Here is a 16076-nt window from a genome sequence, read left to right as displayed (position 1 = left end):
GGAGAGTAGGACACCGCCGGACTTCTTTTCGTGAAATGGCCACCCATCGCTGGGTGGCCATTTCTCGTTAACAACACGCACGAAGAGGATTGAAGAGAGATGACTGAAGAAGAGCGCCCCGGTCGTGATGGCGGGAAGCGCAGGTTCACACCGTCCTCTTCGAGCTCGCGCTCGGAGCGGCCCCGGTCGCCGCGCCCCGAGGGCGAGAAGCGCTCCTTCCCGCGACGTGACGGCGAGAGTCGTCCCTACCCGAAGCGCGACGCGGAGAGCCGGCCCGCGGAGAAGCGGGACGGCGACGCGCGTCCGTACTCGAAGCGCAGCGGAGATGGCCGACCGAACCAGCAGCGTGACGGCGGAGCCCGCCCGTACGCGAAGCGCGACGGCGACAAGCGTCCGTTCGAGAAGCGTGATGGTGAGCGTCGCCCCTACGAGAAGCGTGATGGTGAGTGTCGTCCGTTCGAGAAGCGTGATGGTGAGCGTCGTCCGTTCGAGAAGCGTGATGGTGAGCGTCGCCCGTTCGAGAAGCGTGATGGTGAGCGTCGTCCGTTCGAGAAGCGCGATGGTGAGCGTCGCCCGTTCGAGAAGCGTGATGGTGAGCGTCGCCCCTACGAGAAGCGCGATGGTGAGCGTCGCCCCTACGAGAAGCGCGATGGTGAGCGTCGCCCCTACGAGAAGCGCGGCGGCGGTGCCGGCTCGTTCGAGCGTCGTTCGTCGCGTCCCCCGCAGGACTCCGAGCGTCGCTCGCAGCCGTCGGGCCCCGTCGTTCCCGATGACGTCACCGCTGCCGACCTGAACGGCGCGGCACGCAACGAGCTGAAGACGCTGAGCAAGGACAATGCCGAGCAGGTCGCCCGGCACCTCGCCATGGCGGCCCGCCTCATCGACGAGGATCCGGCGCTCGCCCATGAGCATGCGCTGGCCGCGTCCCGCAGTGCCGGCCGCATCGCGGTCGTCCGCGAGACCGTCGCGATCACGGCCTATGCACTCGGTGACTTCGCCCTCGCGCTGCGGGAACTGCGTACATACCGGCGGATCTCGGGCAAGGACGATCAGATCGCCCTGATGGTCGACAGCGAACGCGGTGTCGGTCGCCCCGACCGGGCACTCGAGGTCGGGCGCGCCGTCGATCGTGCCGCCCTGCCGATCGAGGTGCGGGTCGAGCTGGCGATCGCGATGTCGGGCGCCCGCCTCGACCTGGGTGAGTCGGCGCGCGCCCTGCAGGAACTCGACATCCCCGAGCTCGACCCCGACCGGGCGTTCTCGTGGAGCCCCGCCCTCTTCAGCGCACGAGCTGCGGTCCTGGAAGAGCTGGGCCGCGACGATGAAGCCGCCGAGTGGTACCGACGCGCAGACATCGCCGCCGACGTCCTCGACGCGCAGAACGCCGACAGCGAGACCATCGAGGTCGACGAGATCGACGAGGTGGAGATCGTCGACGCGCCCATCGACGACGACTCCGCTCACGACCGTCGCGACGACGCTGCGGCGCCCGGACCGACCGACGGACCGACCGAGGGTGACGCGTCTCGGGACGACGCCTGATGGGGTTGTTCTCGCGCCCGCGACCCACGCCACTCACCGACGTCGACCTGGTCCTCGCCGACCTCGACGGTGTCGTGTACGCCGGTGACGGCGCCATTCCGCATGCCGTCGAGAGCCTGAGCCGGGCAGCTTCCGGTCGCCGGCTCGCCTACATCACCAACAATGCGTCGCGCCGCGACAGCGTCGTCGCCGGACACCTGACCGACCTCGGCCTGCGCACCGAACCCGAAGAGGTGGTCACGAGTCCGCAGGCCGCGGTGCGTCTGCTCCGAGACCGCGTGGCCCCCGGTGCGACCATCCTCGTCGTCGGCGGCGACGGTCTCGTGTATGAGCTCGAGAAGGCGGGATACGTCGTGACGCGCAGCGCCGACGATGCTCCCGCCGCTGTTCTGCAGGGGTTCGCTCCTGAGGTGGGCTGGGCGCAGCTGGCGGAGGCCGCCTACGCCCTCGCCGTCCCGGAGGAAGACGGCGGCATCCCGTGGATCGCGACCAACACGGACTGGACGATCCCGCAGAAGCGCGGTGTCGCCCCCGGGAACGGCACGCTCGTGTCCGCGGTCCACACCGCGGTCGGGCGGCTCGCGACCGTCGCGGGCAAGCCGGAGCGACCGATCTTCGATGAGGCGGTGGCGCGGTTCGGAGCGCGGCATCCGCTCTTCATCGGCGACCGCCTCGACACCGACATCGCCGGCGCCCAGGCGGCCGAGATGGAGTCGGTCCTCGTGCTCACCGGCATCGACCGGCCGAAGCATCTGCTGGCGGCGCCCGCCGCCTCGCGACCGACCTACATCCTCGGCGACCTCCGCGAACTGCACGAGCCGTACCCCGAGACCGTCGTCCAGGGCGACGTCACGACGGTCGGCAGAGCCGCCGTGCGCATCGAGGGGCCGGACGTCCGCATCCTCGCGGAGGGTGACCGGCCGATCGACCTGGTGCGCGCCGGCGCGGCGGCGATCTGGGGGACCGGGCGCGCGATCTACGGATTCCGGGTGCCGGAGCGGCTTTACGCCGATCCGTTCTCTCGGCGCTGACCTCCCGGCGGGTCGCTGGCCGCCGCGTATCGTGGAGGCATGGATGCCGCTGACGAGAACGACCGCCGCGAGGACCTGGTGTCGACGCTCGACGTCATCGAGGACCAGCCGCTGAGCGAGCGTGCCGCAGCGTACGCGCTGCTGCACGACGAGCTGGCACGGCGCCTCGAATCCGGACCTCGCGACCGCACCGCATGAGCGCACGGCTCGACGCGGCCGTCGCCGCGCGGGGTCTCGCACGCTCCCGCACCCACGCCGCTCAGCTCATCGAGGCGGGACTCGTGAGCGTCGACGGGCGTCCCGTCGTCAAGTCCTCTGCGAAGGTCGGTGACGAGCAGGAGATCACCGTCGCGGCATCCGACCACTACGTCAGCCGTGCCGCCCACAAGCTCGTCGCCGCGCTCGACGCGTTCGCTGTCGATGTCGCCGGTGCGCTCGCCCTCGACATGGGCGCGTCCACCGGGGGGTTCACGCAGGTGCTCCGCGAGCGCGGCGCCGCGCACGTGCTCGCCGTCGACGTCGGACACGGGCAGCTCGCCCCCGAGGTCGCCGGCGACCCCGGTGTCACCTCGATCGAGGGCTTCAACGTGCGCCACATGACACCCGCCTCACTGGCGGAGGCCAGCGGGATCGCCGAGGCGCCCACGGTCGTCACCGGCGATCTGTCCTTCATCTCACTGGCCCACGTCCTGCCGGCGGCGCGGTCGGTGTGCGCATCTGAGGCCGATCTCGTCCTGCTCGTGAAGCCGCAGTTCGAGGTGGGACGCACCGGTGTCCGCGAGGGCCTGGTGACGGATGCCGGCCGTCGTGCCGACGCGGTCGCCGGCGTCCTCTGGTCGGCCTGGGACGCGGGACTCGGGACCCGCGGAGTCATCGCGTCGCCCATCGCGGGAACACACGGCAACCTCGAGTTCGTCGCCCACTTCACGCCCGGGACCGGGGACGACACGAATCCGACAGAATGGTTGGAGACCGTGAATCGACTGGCAGGAGCCGCATGACCGACGCGACGCGCAACATCCTGGTGGTCGCCCACGCCCACCGGGACGAGACCGTCGCCGGTGCGCGTCGTGTGATCGCCGCGCTGCGTGCGGCCGGCGCCCGCCCCGTCCTGCCCGGCGACCCCGATCTCGTCGCGGTCGCACCAGATCTCGATACCGAGATCCTCGGTCGCGGCGTCGACATCACCGACATCGAGGTGGCGATCGTCCTCGGCGGCGACGGCACCATCCTCCGCGCCGCGGAGCTCAGCCGCGACGGGGCGGTGCCGATCCTCGGGATCAACATGGGCCACGTCGGGTTCCTCGCCGAGCTCGAGGCCGATGACATCGACGAGGCCATCGGCCGCGTCATCGACCGCGACTACGAGATCCACGAGCGCATGGCGCTGGCGGTCGAGGTCCGCGACGCCGACGGTGAGGTCGTGTACCGCACCTGGGCGCTCAACGAGGCGACCGTCGAGAAGGCGGCCCGCGAGCGGATGCTCGAGGTGATGATCGAGATCGACGACCGCCCGCTGTCGACGTTCGGCTGTGACGGCGTCGTGGTCGCGACGCCCACCGGCTCGACCGCCTACAACTTCTCCGCCGGCGGCCCCGTCGTGTGGCCGTCCGTCGAGGCCATCTGTCTCGTGCCGCTGTCGGCACACGCGCTGTTCGCACGGCCGCTCGTCCTCGGCCCGGACACGACCGTCATGATCGACGTCCTCCGCCGGAATCAGGGTGTCGGCGTGCTGTGGTGCGACGGCCGGCGCTCGCACGACCTGCCCGCCGGTGCGACGGTGCTGGTGCGCCGCTCGCAGCGGCCGGTGCGTCTGGCGCGTCTGCATCCCTCGGTGTTCACCGACCGTCTCGTCCGCAAGTTCCAGCTGCCCGTCTCGGGCTGGCGCGGGGACGCCCCGAAGGTCACCCCGTGATCGAGCAGATCCGCCTCCGGGACCTCGGCGTCATCGCGAGCGCGACCCTGCCGATCGGCCCGGGCTTCACGGCGATCACCGGTGAGACCGGTGCGGGCAAGACGATGGTCGTCACGGGGCTCGGACTCCTCCTCGGCCAGCGGGCGGACTCGGGTGCGGTGCGCTCGGGGGCCGACCAGGCTGCGGTCGACGGCGTCTGGATCGTCGGCGAGGCGGGGCCCGTCGTCGAACGGGTCCGGGATGCCGGCGGTGATGTGGAGTCGCTCGGCGACGGCCGCGCGGAGCTCTACCTCGGTCGCACCCTGTCGGGGGAGGGCCGCAGCCGCGCGACGGTCGGCGGCCGCACCGCGCCGGCGGGTGTGCTGGCCGACCTCGCCGACCAGCTCGTCGTCGTGCACGGCCAGTCCGATCAGCTCCGGCTCAAATCGGCGGCGGCGCAGCGCGATGCGCTGGACCGCTTCGGCGGCGAGGAGATCGCGGGCGCGCTCGCGTCCTATCGGGACGTGTTCGAGACGTGGCGCACCGCCGCCGCGGACCTCGCCACCCTCACCGCGGAGCAGGATGCCCGTGCGCGCGAGGCGGACGAGCTGCGCGCGGCGATCGCCGCGATCGAGAGCGTCGATCCGCAGCCCGACGAAGACCTCGAGCTCGCCCGCCGCGCCGAGCGGCTGGCGAACGTCGAGGAGTTGCGCCTCGCCGCGGCCACCGCCCATGCGGCGCTGTCCAGCGAGGACGATCAGCCGGACGTCCAGCTGCTGCTGGGCGAGGCACGGCGTGCCCTCGAGCGCGCTGCCGGCTCGGATCCGGCGCTCCGCGAGCGCGCGAGCGCACTGGAAGAGCTCGGCTACCGCGTCGCGGACGTCGCGGGAGAGCTCAGCGGCTACCTCGCCGACCTCGACGAGGGCGGCCCGCACGAGCTCGCCGCCGTCGAGGAGCGGCGCGCCGCGATCTCGGGACTCGTCCGTGCCCATGGATCGCTGGACGCCGCGCTCGATCTGCTGTCCACCGGGTCGGCGCGGCTCGTCGAGCTCGATGACGACTCCGATCGCATCGAACGCCTGACGGACCAGCGCGACCGCGCGCGAGCGGCACTCGACGACGCGGCATCCGTCCTGACAGCCGCCCGCACGGCCGCCGCGAAGAGGCTCGGCGACGCGGTCACCGAGGAGCTGCGACATCTGGCGCTCCCCGACGCGCGACTGAGCGTCGCCGTCGAGCCCGGGGCCGAGACGCTCTCGGGCCGGGATGACGTCACGATCCTGCTCGCTCCGCATCCGGGGGCGGACCCGCGTCCGGTCGCCCGCGGCGCATCCGGCGGCGAGCTGAGCCGCGTCATGCTGGCGATCGAGGTCGTCATCGCCGCATCCGACCCGGTGCCCACGTTCGTGTTCGACGAGGTGGATGCCGGCATCGGCGGCGCCGCCGCGATCGAGGTCGGGCGGCGACTGGCGAAGCTCGCGGAGAACAGCCAGGTCATCGCGGTCACCCATCTCGCGCAGGTCGCCGCCTTCGCCAACAACCACCTGTCGGTCGTGAAGGCGAACGACGGCTCGGTCACCGCGTCGAGCGTCCGTCGGCTCGACGGAGCCGATCGCGCCGCCGAGATGGCTCGGCTGCTGTCGGGGATGGCCGACTCGGATGCCGCGCTCGACCACGCCCGCGAGCTGCTCGCTCTCGGGGCGGCTCGCTGACGGCATCGGTCGCCGCCACGCCCGTGGCGCCGGAGCCGACTCCGGGCAGTCGCTGATAGAGTGAAAGCCCGTGACGGACACTTCGGGCGCGGGACGCAATTCCAACGACATCACCAAGCAGATCTTCGTGACGGGTGGTGTCGTTTCCTCGTTGGGCAAGGGCCTGACGGCTGCCAGCCTCGGCAATCTCCTCACCGCGCGCGGACTGCGCGTCGTGATGCAGAAGCTCGACCCGTACCTCAACGTCGACCCGGGCACGATGAACCCGTTCCAGCACGGCGAGGTCTTCGTGACCGACGACGGCGCCGAGACCGACCTCGACATCGGCCACTACGAGCGCTTCCTCGACATCCAGCTCAGCCAGGCGGCGAACGTGACGACCGGGCAGATCTACTCGCAGGTCATCGCGAAGGAGCGACGGGGCGAGTACCTGGGGGACACCGTCCAGGTCATCCCGCACATCACCGACGAGATCAAGCGCCGCATGCGCCTGCAGGCCACCGAGGAGCCGCGCCCGGACGTCATCATCACCGAGGTCGGCGGCACCGTCGGCGACATCGAGTCGCAGCCGTTCCTCGAGGCCGCGCGCCAGCTGCGGCACGAGCTCGGCCGCGACAGCGTCTTCTTCGTCCACGTCTCGCTCGTGCCGTTCATGGGAGCCTCGGGGGAGCAGAAGACCAAGCCCACGCAGCACTCCGTGGCCGCGCTGCGCCAGGTCGGCATCCAGCCCGACGCGCTCGTGCTCCGCAGCGACCGCCCCGTCAGCGAGAGCAACCGCAACAAGATCGCGCTCATGTGCGACGTCGACATCGAGGGCGTCGTCAACACGGTCGACCTGCCGAGCATCTACGACATCCCCTCGACGCTCAACGACCAGGGCCTCGACGCCTACATCGCGCGTCGCCTCGGACTGGCCGAGAAGGCCGGCGAGGTCGACTGGGCCCGCTGGAACACGGTGCTGCAGGCCGTCCACAACCCCAAGCACGAGGTCACCATCGGGCTCGTCGGCAAGTACATCGACCTGCCCGACGCCTACCTGTCGGTCACCGAGGCGCTCAAGGCCGGCGGCTTCGCGCAGGAGACGAAGGTCAAGATCACCTGGATCCCGTCCGACACCTGCGAGACGCCGGAGGGCGCCGAGAAGGCGCTGTCCGCCGTTGACGGCATCGTGATCCCGGGCGGCTTCGGCATCCGCGGCATCGAGGGCAAGCTCGGCGCCCTCAAGTTCGCCCGCGAACAGGGGCTCCCGACCCTCGGCATCTGCCTGGGCCTGCAGTGCATGGTGATCGAGTACGCCCGTCACGTCGCCGGCATCGAGGGTGCGTCCTCCAGCGAATTCGATCCCGAGACGGCGCACCCCGTCATCGCGACGATGGCCGAGCAGGTCGACATCCTCGACCGCGGCGACCTGGGCGGCACCATGCGCCTGGGCCTGTACGAGGCCGCGCTGGCCGAAGGCTCCGTCGCCGCGGAGGTCTACGGCAGTACGAGCGCGACCGAGCGTCACCGTCACCGCTACGAGGTCAACAACGCGTACCGTGCGCAGATCGCCGAGGCCGGACTCGTCTTCTCCGGGCTGAACCCCGAACTCGACCTGGTCGAGTACGTCGAGCTGCCGCGCGAGGTGCACCCGTACTACATCGCCACGCAGGCGCACCCCGAGCTCCGTTCGCGGCCGACCGAGGCGAACCCGCTGTTCAAGGGGCTGATCGCGGCGGCACTGGAGCGGCACCGGGCGAGCGAGCTCTTCGAGGTCGAGGACGAGGGCTGAGCGGACATGGCGGCTGAGGCATCCGTCCCGCTCCTGCGCGACGAGACGGCGCACGTCGATGTCACGGCGAGCGAGACCGTCTTCGAAGGTCGGGTCTGGAATCTCCGGCGGGACGAGTTCTCCTACGGCGAGGGCTCGATCGTGCGGGAGTACGTCGATCACACCGGCGCCGTCGCGGTGCTGGCCCTCGACGACGAGGACCGCGTCCTCCTGATCCAGCAGTACCGCCACCCGGTGCGCACCCGCGAATGGGAGATCCCGGCGGGTCTGCTCGACGTCCCCGGCGAGGACCCGCTCGAGGCCGCGAAGCGGGAGCTCGCGGAGGAGGCGGATCTGACCGCGGAGCGCTGGGACGTCGTCTCGGACTTCTTCACATCGCCCGGCGGCAGTGACGAGGCGATCCGCATCTACCTCGCCCGCGGGCTGACGCCGACGGCGGAGGCGTTCGCGCGGACCGAGGAGGAGGCCGACATCGAGCTGCGGTGGGTGCCGCTCGACGAGGCGGTCGACGCCGTGCTGGCGCGTCGCCTGCAGAACCCCTCCCTGGTCATCGCCGTGCTGGCCGCGCATGCGTCGCGGTCCCGGGGGTGGGCGACGCTCGGTGACGCGGATGCCGCGTGGCCGGGCAGGTCGCGACCGGTCGGCGCGCCGGCGCACTGAGGCCGCCGTGAGGCTCGAGCGCGCCGTCGACGCGTATCTGCGTCACATCTCGATCGAGCGCGGCCTCTCCGAACACACGGTGGCCGCCTACCGCCGCGATCTCGCCGGGTACGTCGACTGGCTCGCGGATCGCGGCGTCGACGACATCGAAGGCGTCACGACGCAGCTCGTGTCGGACTTCACGGCAGAGCAGGCCGCCGCGGACCCGCCGCCCGCGGCGACCTCGATCGCCCGGCTGCAGTCCTCGATCCGCGGACTGCACCGCTTCCTCACCCGTGAGGGGGTGGCCGCAGAGGATCCCACCGGCAGGCTGCGTCCGCCGAAGACGCCGCTGCGCCTGCCCAAGGCGCTCTCTATCGGCGACGTGGAGCGGCTGCTCGACGGGGCGGGTCCCGCGCCTGCGGATGCCGCTCCGGGCGATCTCATCGGCGTGCGCGACCGCGCGCTGCTCGAGCTGCTGTACGCCACGGGCGGTCGCGTGTCGGAGATCGTGCAGCTCGACGTCGACGATCTCAGCCACGGCGACGTGCTCAGGGTGAGGGGCAAGGGCGCCAAGGAGCGCATGGTCCCGGTGGGGTCCTACGCCCGCGCGGCCGTGGATGCATACCTGACGCGCGCACGTCCCGAGCTCTCACGGCGGGGGAGGGCGACGCCCCGTGCCTTCCTCGGCGCGCGCGGCGCACCGCTCTCGCGCCAGAGCGCGTGGCTGGTGATCCAGCAGGCGGCGGAGCGTGCCGGGCTGACGGCGCACGTCTCGCCGCATACGCTGCGGCATTCCTTCGCGACGCACCTCCTGCAGGGTGGGGCCGACGTCCGCGTCGTGCAGGAGCTCCTCGGCCATGCGTCCGTCGCCACGACGCAGATCTACACCCACGTCACCGTCGACGCCCTGCGCGACGTGTACCTCACGTCGCATCCGCGCGCCCGCTGATCATGGCGCCGCGCGCGGATCGCGGTCCGCCACGGCCCGCCTCCCGCGAGGCGCGCTCGCGATGACTAGAATCGGGGGACGCGCGGTGAAGGCGGGAGATCAGTGGCGGGCAGCAAGCGAAGCACGGCGGCAGCCGAGGGAACGGTGTCGGACGACACCCCGATGGGACCGACCGGTCGTCCCTATCACGGTTTCCCGACCCCGCCGAAGCTCGACGGTCCCGGTCCGGCACGGATCATCTCGCTCTGCAATCAGAAGGGCGGCGTCGGCAAGACGACGACGACGATCAACCTGGCGGCGGGCCTCGCGTCGTACGGGCGTCGCGTGCTCGCGGTGGATTTCGACCCGCAGGGCGCCCTCTCGGCCGGCCTCGGCGTGCAGACGCACGACGTCCCCACGATCTACGACCTCCTGCTGGATCCCAAGCGGGATCCCCGTGAGGTCGTCGTCCCGACCGCGGTCGAGAACCTCGACATCCTGCCTGCCAACATCGACCTCTCCGCCGCGGAGGTCCACCTCGTCAACGAGGTCGCCCGCGAGACGATCCTCGCCCGCGTCCTCCGCAAGGTGGCCGGCGACTACGACGTCATCCTCATCGACTGCCAGCCGTCGCTCGGCCTCCTGACGGTCAACGCGCTGACGGCGAGCCACGGCGTGCTCATCCCGCTCGAGTGCGAGTTCTTCGCGCTGCGCGGTGTCGCCCTCCTCATCGAGACGATCGACAAGGTGCGCGACCGCCTCAACTCGTCCATCGAGCTCGACGGCGTTCTCGCGACGATGTACGACCCCCGCACCCTGCACTCGCGAGAAGTCCTCGAGCGCGTCGTGGATGCGTTCGGCGATGACGTCCTCGAGACCGTCATCGGCCGCACCGTGAAGTTCCCCGACGCGTCCGTCGCGGGAGTGCCCATCACGAAGTTCGCGCCGGAGCACTCGGCCGCGCAGGCGTACCTGCGCCTTGCGCGGGAGCTGGTGTCCCGTGGCGCCGTCGCCTGAGCGCACCCCCGAACAGGTCGAGCCGGCGGCATCCGCCGACACCGCGGCGACGGATGCCGCTGCGGCAGCGGCCGACCCGGGCTTCCGCGTGTCGCTCGGCAACTTCGACGGGCCGTTCGACCTGCTGCTGAACCTGATCTCGAAGCACGAGATGGACATCACCGAAGTCTCCCTGAGCAGGGTGACGGACGAGTTCATCTCGTACCTCCGCGGTCTGTCCGATGAGGCGGAGCTGGAGCAGGCGTCGGAGTTCCTGGTCGTCGCGGCGACGCTGCTCGACATGAAGGTGGCGGGGCTCCTTCCCCAGGGCGAGCTGGTCGACGCCGAGTCCGTCGCCCTGCTCGAGGCGCGCGACCTGCTGTTCGCCCGGCTGCTGCAGTACCGCGCGTTCAAGGAGGTGTCGGCGTGGTTCGCCCGCTGCCTCGAGCGCGAGGGCAGGCGGCACGTCCGCGCGGTGCGGCTCGACGAGAAGCACCGCCGCGCGGTGCCCGAGCTGGTCTGGACGCTCTCGCCCGAGGATTTCGCCGCGATCGCCACCCTGGCGTTCACCCCTAAGGACATCCCGCACGTGGGGCTCGATCATCTGCACGCGCCGCTCGTGTCGATCCGCGAGCAGGCGGCGGTCGTCGTGACCCTGCTGCGGGATGCCGGGCAGCTCACCTTCCGCGAACTGATCGCGGGTGTCGACCAGGCCGGCGTCATCGTCGCCCGCTTCATCGCGGTGCTCGAGCTGTACCGGCACGCCGCCCTCTCGTTCGAGCAGCTCGAGCCGCTCGGCGAACTCACCCTGCGCTGGACCGCGGAACGCTGGTCCGAAGAGAACCTCGCCACTCTGGGAGCCGACTATGACCGATGAGACGACCGAGACCGAGGCGCCGCAGCGCTCGCAGGAGCCGGCTGACGTCGCCCGGCGGCTCGAAGCGATCCTGCTGATCGTCGACGAGCCGCAGAGCCTCGTCGCGCTCGCCACGGCGGTCGGCTCGCCCGTGCCGGCCGTCCGCCGCGCCGTCGAGCAGCTGGCCGCCGACTACGACGGCAGGACCGGCGGACCGCAGCGGGGCTTCGAGCTGCGCGAGGTGGGGGGAGGCTGGCGGCTCTACGTGCGCGAGGAGCACGACGATCTGGTCGCCGAGTTCGTCAACGGGCAGGCGCCCTCGCGTCTCTCGCAGGCGGCGCTCGAGACCCTCGCGGTCATCGCGTACAAGCAGCCGGTGTCGCGCAGCCAGGTCGCCTCGATCCGCGCGGTCAACGTGGATTCCGTCGTCCGCACGCTGCTGGCCCGCGGTCTCATCACCGAGGCGTTCACCGACCCCGAGACCGGGGCGATCAACTACCGCACGACCGATGCGCTGCTCGGCCACCTCGGCATCAACTCGCTCGACGAGCTGCCGCCGATCTCGCCGCTGCTCGACGGCGGCTCTGCCGGTTTCGAAGGAGAGGTGCTGCGATGACCGATTCCGAGGGCGTCCGGCTGCAGAAGGTCCTGGCGAACGCGGGCGTCGCATCGCGCCGCGTGTGCGAGGAGTACATCGTCGACGGTCGCGTCCGCGTCAACGGCACGGTCGTCACCGAGCTCGGCACGCGGATCGACCCCGAGGTCGACATCGTCGACGTCGACGGCACGGCGATCCAGCTCGACACCAGCAAGCGCTACGTCATGCTCAACAAGCCCACCGGGGTCGTCTCGACCATGAAGGATGAGAACGGCCGGCCTGACCTGCGCCGCTACACGAAGGAGTGGGAAGAGCGCCTGTACAACGTCGGCCGACTCGATGCCGACACGAGCGGGCTGCTCATCCTCACCAATGACGGCGACCTCGCGCACGTACTGGCGCACCCGTCGTTCGGTGTCACCAAGGTCTACATCGCCAAGGTCGACGGCAGGGTCACCCCGCAGACCATCGCGACCCTCACACGGGGCGTCGACCTCGAGGACGGGACGATCGTCGCCGACAAGGCGCGACTGCTCGACACGAGCGGCGGCACCAGCCTCGTCGAGCTCACGCTGCACTCGGGCCGCAACCGCATCGTCCGGCGCATGATGGCCGCGGTCGGTCACCCCGTCGTCGAGCTCGTGCGCCGGCAGTTCGGCCCGCTCCACCTGGGCACGCTCCCAGCGGGACGGGCCCGGGAACTGACTAAAGTGGAGCGCGGCGCCCTGCTGACATTGGCGCGCTCGGCGGACACTCCGCCCGGGGATCCCACTCAGGAGCAGTTGTGACCGACTCGACAGACGCGCGCGCCCGCGCCGTCCGCACGAGCGGAACGGTCCGCATCGTCGGCGCCGGCCTCCTCGGGTCGAGCATCGGCCACGCGCTGCGTGCGCACGGTGTCGACGTCGTCCTCGCGGATGCCTCCCCGGCCCAGCTTCGGCTGGCCGTCGACTACGGCGCCGGCCGCCCCGAGGCCGACGGCGACCGACCGGGTCTCGTCGTCGTCGCCGTGCCGCCGGACGTCACCGCGGACGTCATCGAACGCGAGCTCGTCGGACATCCGGATGCCGTGGTGACCGACGTCGCGAGCGTCAAGCTCGAGCCGCTGCAGACCCTCCGCGCCCGCGGTGTCGACCTGACCCGCTACATCGGCTCCCACCCGATGGCCGGCCGGGAGCGCGGTGGCGCCATCGCCGCCCGCGCCGACATCTTCCTCGGTCGCCCCTGGGTGATCTGCCGCGACGGGGAGACCTCCGCCCGGGACCTCGCCGTCGTCGAGGGCCTCGCCCTCGACCTCGGCGCCATGCCGGTCGAGATGAGCCCCGTCGAGCACGACCGGTCGGTCGCGCTCGTCTCGCACGTGCCCCAGCTCGTGGCCTCCCTCCTCGCCGGCCGCTTCGTCGGCGCCCAGGACGGCGCCCTGCGGCTGGCGGGTCAGGGCGTCCGCGACACCACGCGCATCGCCGCATCCGCACCCGAGCTCTGGGTGCAGATCCTCGGCGCCAACTCCGCGCCCGTCGTCGATGTGCTCGACGCACTCGCGGATGACCTGCGCACCGTGTCGTCGGCGCTCCGCGCGCCGGACAGCCCCGGGTCGCGACGTGCCGTCGCCGACACGATCCGCCGCGGCAACGAGGGCGTCGAGCGACTGCCCGGCAAGCACGGCCAGAACCGCCGCTTCGAGACCGTCGTGGTCATCGTCGACGACACCCCCGGCCAGCTGGGTCGCCTGTTCGGCGACCTCGGCGAGCTGCGGGTCAACGTCGAGGACTTCCGTCTCGAGCACTCGCCGGGAGCCCAGTTCGGCCTCGGCGAGATCAGTGTCGTCCCGTCCGCCGTGTCCGTCGCCACCGACGGGCTCGCCGAGCGGGGCTGGAAGATTGCGAGCCTCAATGACTGACCCGATCACGATCGCCATCGACGGACCCGCCGGCAGCGGCAAGTCGAGCGTGTCCAAGGAGGCGGCCCGTCGCCTCGGCTTCGGCTACCTCGACACCGGTGCCGCATACCGCGCGCTCGCCTGGCACGTCCTCGAGCACGGCGCCGACACCTCCGACCAGTCGGCCGTCGTCGACGCCGCCGGCGACTTCGCCTACGCGATCTCGCTCGACCCCGACGAGTACTGGGTGCGCGTGGGCGAGGTCTCGGTGACTGACGCCATCCGCGAGCCGCGGGTCAGCTCCGCCGTGAGCGGCGTGGCCCGTGTGCCGGTCGTCCGCGAGCAGGTCAACGGCCTCTTCCGCCGCCTGGTCGCCGAGTCCGGCCGGCCCGGCGTCATCGTCGAGGGCCGGGACATCACCACCGTGGTCGCCCCCGATGCGCCCGTGCGCATCCTGCTGACGGCTGCCCCCGAGGTGCGCGCCGCCCGGCGCAGCGCCGAACTGACCACTCAGGATGCCGCGGCCGTGGCCGCCGCGCTGCACAAGCGCGATGCATCCGACTCCCAGGTCGCCGACTTCCTCACTGCCGCCCCCGGCGTGACGGTCGTCGACTCGACCGACCTGGACTTCGCACAGACCGTCGACGCCGTCTTGGACGTCGTCCGGTCCGGAACAGGAGGCTCACGATGAGCACCGAGAACGATTACGAAGGCGGCCCCGACCAGCTCGAGGAGAAGCTCGCCAACCTCGACGAGGAGCTCGCCGACCAGCGGGCCGCCGCGCTGCGCGCGTCGCTCGCCGACTACGAGCTCGACGAGGAGGACGCCGACCTGCTGGCCGGCTTCACCGCCGGCGGCGAGGTCGTGGAGATGCTTCCCGCGCTCCCGGTCGTCGCGATCGTCGGTCGGCCGAACGTCGGCAAGTCCGCGCTCGTGAACCGGATCCTCGGCCGCCGCGAGGCTGTCGTCGAGGACACCCCGGGTGTCACCCGCGACCGCGTCACGTACAAGGCGGAATGGCTCGACCGCAGGTTCACCCTGGTGGACACCGGCGGGTGGGAGGCGGACGCGCGCGGCATCGACCGCTCGGTCGCGGCACAGGCCGAGATCGCGATCGACCTCTGCGACGTGGTGCTGTTCGTGGTGGATGCGATGGTGGGCGCGACGTCCACCGATGAGCAGGTCGTGCGGATGCTGCGCAAGGCCAACAAGCCGGTGTTCCTGGTCGCGAACAAGATCGACGATGTTCGCCAGGAGCCTGAGGCGGCGGCGCTCTGGAACCTCGGTCTGGGCGAGCCGCACCCGGTCTCGGCCATCCACGGCCGCGGCGTGGCGGACCTCCTCGACGCGATCATGAAGGTGCTGCCGGAGGTGTCCGCCGTCGCGAAGCATGAGCTCGGCGGACCGCGTCGCGTCGCGATCCTCGGCCGGCCGAACGTTGGCAAGTCGTCGCTGCTGAACAAGGCCGCGGGGGAGGAGCGGGTCGTCGTCAACGACCTCGCCGGCACCACCCGCGACCCGGTGGACGAGGTCGTCGAACTCGGCGGGAAGCTGTGGCGGCTGGTCGACACCGCCGGCATCCGTCGTCGTGTCCACCTGTCGCAGGGTGCGGACTTCTACGCCTCCCTGCGCACCAGCGCTGCGCTCGAGAAGGCGGAGGTCGCCGTCGTCGTCCTCGACGTGACCGAGTCGATCAGCGTGCAGGACCTCAACATCATCGACCTGGTGCTCGAATCCGGCCGCGCGCTGGTGCTGGCGTTCAACAAGTGGGACCGCCTGAACGACGACGACATGGACAACGCCGATCGGCGTCGCTACCTCGAACGCGAGATCGAGCAGGACCTCGCGCACGTCACGTGGGCGCCCCGCGTCAACCTGTCGGCCCGCACCGGGCGTCACCTCGACAAGCTGGTGCCCGCGCTCGAGACCGCCCTCGCGTCGTGGGATCAGCGCATCCCGACCGGCAAGTTCAACGCGTTCCTGTCGGAGCTCGTCGCCGAGCACCCGCACCCCGTCCGCGGCGGAAAGCAGCCGCGCATCCTGTTCGGCACGCAGGCGTCCACCCGGCCGCCCACCTTCGTGCTGTTCACCACCGGCTTCCTCGACCCCGGCTACCGTCGCTACATCCAGCGGCGCCTGCGCGAGCTCTTCGGGTTCGAGGGGACGCCCATCGTCACGAACATGCGCGTCCGCGAGCGCCGCCAGCGCTGACGGCCGCCTGTTCCGG

16 protein-coding genes are annotated in these 16076 nt (G+C 71.2%); all 16 read left to right on the top strand.

Features of this window, described 5'->3' with window-relative positions; genetic code table 11:
* Window positions 1-99: 99 nt before the first annotated feature.
* The 16 genes from AB3M83_RS10610 to der all read left to right on the top strand — a co-directional run bounded on the left by AB3M83_RS10610 (window position 100) and on the right by der (window position 16060).
* Window positions 100-1542: a primosomal protein gene (locus tag AB3M83_RS10610; protein ID WP_412947825.1), complete on the top strand. Its 1443-nt coding sequence runs from the start codon at window positions 100-102 to the stop codon at window positions 1540-1542.
* A complete protein-coding gene (locus AB3M83_RS10605) occupies window positions 1542-2573 on the top strand; it encodes an HAD-IIA family hydrolase (protein ID WP_412947823.1) in 1032 nt (343 codons plus the stop codon). Before AB3M83_RS10610 ends, AB3M83_RS10605 begins: the two co-directional genes overlap by 1 nt.
* A gap of 39 nt (window positions 2574-2612) precedes the next feature.
* Entirely contained in the window at window positions 2613-2771 is a 159-nt protein-coding gene (locus tag AB3M83_RS10600) for a hypothetical protein (protein WP_412947821.1), read from the top strand.
* On the top strand, window positions 2768-3574 hold the full coding sequence (locus AB3M83_RS10595) for a TlyA family RNA methyltransferase (RefSeq protein WP_412947819.1): 807 nt from the start codon (window positions 2768-2770) through the stop codon (window positions 3572-3574). The genes AB3M83_RS10600 and AB3M83_RS10595 overlap by 4 nt, the downstream gene beginning before the upstream one ends.
* Complete coding sequence (locus AB3M83_RS10590) at window positions 3571-4488, top strand: NAD kinase (RefSeq protein WP_412947817.1); 918 nt, start codon at window positions 3571-3573, stop codon at window positions 4486-4488. The genes AB3M83_RS10595 and AB3M83_RS10590 overlap by 4 nt, the downstream gene beginning before the upstream one ends.
* Window positions 4485-6179 carry a DNA repair protein RecN gene (gene recN / locus AB3M83_RS10585; RefSeq protein ID WP_412947815.1) on the top strand — a complete coding sequence of 565 codons (1695 nt, stop codon included), beginning with the start codon at window positions 4485-4487 and terminating at the stop codon, window positions 6177-6179. Before AB3M83_RS10590 ends, recN begins: the two co-directional genes overlap by 4 nt.
* 70 nt (window positions 6180-6249) lie before the next feature.
* On the top strand, window positions 6250-7950 hold the full coding sequence (gene pyrG / locus AB3M83_RS10580; protein WP_412947812.1) for a CTP synthase: 1701 nt from the start codon (window positions 6250-6252) through the stop codon (window positions 7948-7950).
* A gap of 6 nt (window positions 7951-7956) precedes the next feature.
* The gene (locus tag AB3M83_RS10575; RefSeq protein WP_412947810.1) at window positions 7957-8610 is read left to right on the top strand and encodes an NUDIX domain-containing protein; all 654 of its coding nucleotides are present in this window, start codon (window positions 7957-7959) and stop codon (window positions 8608-8610) included.
* Between the two features lie 7 nt (window positions 8611-8617).
* The gene (gene xerD / locus AB3M83_RS10570; RefSeq protein ID WP_412947808.1) at window positions 8618-9541 is read left to right on the top strand and encodes a site-specific tyrosine recombinase XerD; all 924 of its coding nucleotides are present in this window, start codon (window positions 8618-8620) and stop codon (window positions 9539-9541) included.
* Between the two features lie 162 nt (window positions 9542-9703).
* The gene (locus tag AB3M83_RS10565; RefSeq protein ID WP_412947882.1) at window positions 9704-10537 is read left to right on the top strand and encodes a ParA family protein; all 834 of its coding nucleotides are present in this window, start codon (window positions 9704-9706) and stop codon (window positions 10535-10537) included.
* Window positions 10521-11393: a segregation and condensation protein A gene (locus AB3M83_RS10560; protein ID WP_412947806.1), complete on the top strand. Its 873-nt coding sequence runs from the start codon at window positions 10521-10523 to the stop codon at window positions 11391-11393. Before AB3M83_RS10565 ends, AB3M83_RS10560 begins: the two co-directional genes overlap by 17 nt.
* A complete protein-coding gene (scpB, locus tag AB3M83_RS10555) occupies window positions 11383-11988 on the top strand; it encodes an SMC-Scp complex subunit ScpB (protein ID WP_412947804.1) in 606 nt (201 codons plus the stop codon). The genes AB3M83_RS10560 and scpB overlap by 11 nt, the downstream gene beginning before the upstream one ends.
* Entirely contained in the window at window positions 11985-12758 is a 774-nt protein-coding gene (locus AB3M83_RS10550; protein ID WP_412947802.1) for a pseudouridine synthase, read from the top strand. Before scpB ends, AB3M83_RS10550 begins: the two co-directional genes overlap by 4 nt.
* Window positions 12755-13870: a prephenate dehydrogenase gene (locus AB3M83_RS10545; protein WP_412947800.1), complete on the top strand. Its 1116-nt coding sequence runs from the start codon at window positions 12755-12757 to the stop codon at window positions 13868-13870. Before AB3M83_RS10550 ends, AB3M83_RS10545 begins: the two co-directional genes overlap by 4 nt.
* Window positions 13863-14540, top strand: coding sequence for a (d)CMP kinase (gene cmk / locus AB3M83_RS10540; protein WP_412947798.1), 678 nt, complete (start codon window positions 13863-13865; stop codon window positions 14538-14540). Before AB3M83_RS10545 ends, cmk begins: the two co-directional genes overlap by 8 nt.
* Window positions 14537-16060 (top strand): ribosome biogenesis GTPase Der, encoded by a 1524-nt coding sequence (gene der / locus AB3M83_RS10535; RefSeq protein WP_412947796.1) that lies wholly within the window; start codon window positions 14537-14539, stop codon window positions 16058-16060. The genes cmk and der overlap by 4 nt, the downstream gene beginning before the upstream one ends.
* Window positions 16061-16076 lie beyond the last annotated feature (16 nt).

It is taken from the genome of Microbacterium pasadenense (genome assembly GCF_047246565.1).
GTDB lineage: Bacteria > Actinomycetota > Actinomycetes > Actinomycetales > Microbacteriaceae > Microbacterium.
The sequence above is the reverse complement of the archived record's forward strand: the minus strand, read 5'-3'. Positions and strand labels throughout refer to the sequence as shown.

Bases quoted from the DNA above. Each gene is read 5' to 3' on its own strand.
- AB3M83_RS10575 (WP_412947810.1), top strand. From the start codon at position 7,957: ATGGCGGCTGAGGCATCCGTCCCGCTCCTGCGCGACGAGACGGCGCAC.
- scpB (WP_412947804.1), top strand. From the start codon at position 11,383: ATGACCGATGAGACGACCGAGACCGAGGCGCCGCAGCGCTCGCAGGAG.
- AB3M83_RS10565 (WP_412947882.1), top strand. From the start codon at position 9,704: ATGGGACCGACCGGTCGTCCCTATCACGGTTTCCCGACCCCGCCGAAG.
- AB3M83_RS10610 (WP_412947825.1), top strand. From the start codon at position 100: ATGACTGAAGAAGAGCGCCCCGGTCGTGATGGCGGGAAGCGCAGGTTC.
- AB3M83_RS10605 (WP_412947823.1), top strand. From the start codon at position 1,542: ATGGGGTTGTTCTCGCGCCCGCGACCCACGCCACTCACCGACGTCGAC.
- cmk (WP_412947798.1), top strand. From the start codon at position 13,863: ATGACTGACCCGATCACGATCGCCATCGACGGACCCGCCGGCAGCGGC.
- AB3M83_RS10600 (WP_412947821.1), top strand. From the start codon at position 2,613: ATGGATGCCGCTGACGAGAACGACCGCCGCGAGGACCTGGTGTCGACG.
- der (WP_412947796.1), top strand. From the start codon at position 14,537: ATGAGCACCGAGAACGATTACGAAGGCGGCCCCGACCAGCTCGAGGAG.
- AB3M83_RS10550 (WP_412947802.1), top strand. From the start codon at position 11,985: ATGACCGATTCCGAGGGCGTCCGGCTGCAGAAGGTCCTGGCGAACGCG.
- AB3M83_RS10590 (WP_412947817.1), top strand. From the start codon at position 3,571: ATGACCGACGCGACGCGCAACATCCTGGTGGTCGCCCACGCCCACCGG.
- AB3M83_RS10595 (WP_412947819.1), top strand. From the start codon at position 2,768: ATGAGCGCACGGCTCGACGCGGCCGTCGCCGCGCGGGGTCTCGCACGC.